The organism is Pseudomonas sp. P5_A2_2, assembly GCF_054177685.1.
In genome coordinates this window covers 1-1,509 of sequence record NZ_JBGCUL010001041.1, presented here as the reverse complement: position 1 = coordinate 1,509, position 1,509 = coordinate 1, and the positions used below count along the sequence as shown (strand labels likewise).

The 1,509-nt window shown below is 62.3% G+C and carries 2 protein-coding genes; both read right to left on the bottom strand.

All coding sequences use genetic code 11. From position 1 onward, the window contains the following. The coding region (locus tag ACXRVY_RS28585) for an SDR family NAD(P)-dependent oxidoreductase (protein WP_458238902.1) at positions 1–242 on the bottom strand (242 nt) is incomplete at its 3' end. 205 nt (positions 243–447) lie between these two features. Beyond that, complete coding sequence (gene benC / locus ACXRVY_RS28580) at positions 448–1,461, bottom strand: benzoate 1,2-dioxygenase electron transfer component BenC (RefSeq protein ID WP_223463152.1); 1,014 nt, start codon at positions 1,459–1,461, stop codon at positions 448–450. Positions 1,462–1,509 lie beyond the last annotated feature (48 nt).

The window sequence follows — 1,509 nt, the reverse complement described above, 5'->3', positions numbered from 1 at the left end:
CGACCGAAGCGCTCGACGGCGGTTTGCATCACCCGACTGCATTCCTCGTATTGTTCAAGGTCGGCGGTCAGGGCCAGTACCTGGGTGGTTGRCGCCAACTGYTGCTGGACTTCGAACACCAGKTCGGAGCGATCCACCAGGATCAGCTTCGCCCCTTCGGCGGCCATRCGCTCGGCCACCCGCCGCCCGATGCCTTGGGCAGCGCCGGTGATCAGTGCGACTTTGTCTTGAAATCTGTTCATGTGTACCTCATGACGAAAATTGGCATCCCGGACGACACAGATCCAGTGTGGGAGCGAGCTTGCTCGCGATGAGGCCGGAACATTCAGCATTGATGTTGCCTGGCAGGACGCCATCGTCGGAACGCCGCCCGGAGCAAGCTCGCTCCCACACTGGATCTGTGTCGTGCACAAAATCTGCGGTCGCCCGCTCCCACATTGGGGCGACTCAAGCCGCGCTGGCGGCAAATTTTTCGTAGTAAAAGTTGGCAGGCGCGATGCCCTGTTCGCGGATGAACTGGCTGACGGCCTCGACCATCGGCGGCGGGCCGCACAGGTAGACGTCGACGTCGCCATCGTTCAAATGCTTTGGCTCGATGTGCTGGGTCACGTAGCCCTTGAGCGGGTGCCGGCTCTCGGGGCTGGCGACGCAAGCGCTGAAGGTGAAGTTGGGGATGCGCGCGGCAAAGGCTTCGAGGCGGTCGATTTCCACCAAGTCGAAATCGTGGGTCACGCCGTAGATCAGATGCAGCGGATGATCGCTGCCCTGCTCGGCGATCCTCTCCAGCATCGCGGTGAACGGCGCCAGCCCGGTGCCACCGGCCAGCAGCAAGAGCGGCCGACGGATGTCCCGCAGGTAGAAGCTGCCCAAGGGGCCAGCCAGGCTCATGCTGTCGCCGGCCTTGGCCATGCCGGTCAGGAAGCTGCTCATCAGGCCGCCGGGTACGTTGCGGATCAGGAAACTGACCTCACCGTCGCGCTGCAACGAACTGAAGGAATAGGCGCGGGTCTGCTCGCTGCCGGGAATCCCCAGGTTCACGTACTGCCCCGGCAGGAACGCCAGTTTGCTCAAGGCCTCGCCCTTGATCGACAGCGCGATGGTGCTGTCGGACAACTGGCGCACGGCGCTGATGGTCGCCTCAAAACTGGCCTGACGGGTGCGGCAGACCTCCGAGGAGGTCGGCACCCGCACCACGCAATCGCTTTGGGCGCGCATCTGGCAGGTCAGGACAAAACCCTGCTCGGCCTCTTCAGGGCTGAGGGCGTCTTCGATGTATTCCTCACCAAGATCGTAAGTGCCGGCTTCGGCAAAACATTTGCAGGTACCGCAGGCACCGTCGCGGCAGTCCAGCGGAATATTGATGCCCTGGCGGTACGCGGCATCGGCCACGGTTTCGCCGGCATTTGCGTCGATGAATCGGGTGACGCCGTCTTCAAAGTTGAATGCAATGGAATGGGTCATGACGGCCGCCTCACAGGTGGTAAACATCGATGACCTGACGAACGTAGT

Bases quoted from the DNA above. Each gene is read 5' to 3' on its own strand.
- benC (WP_223463152.1), bottom strand. From the start codon at position 1,461: ATGACCCATTCCATTGCATTCAACTTTGAAGACGGCGTCACCCGATTC.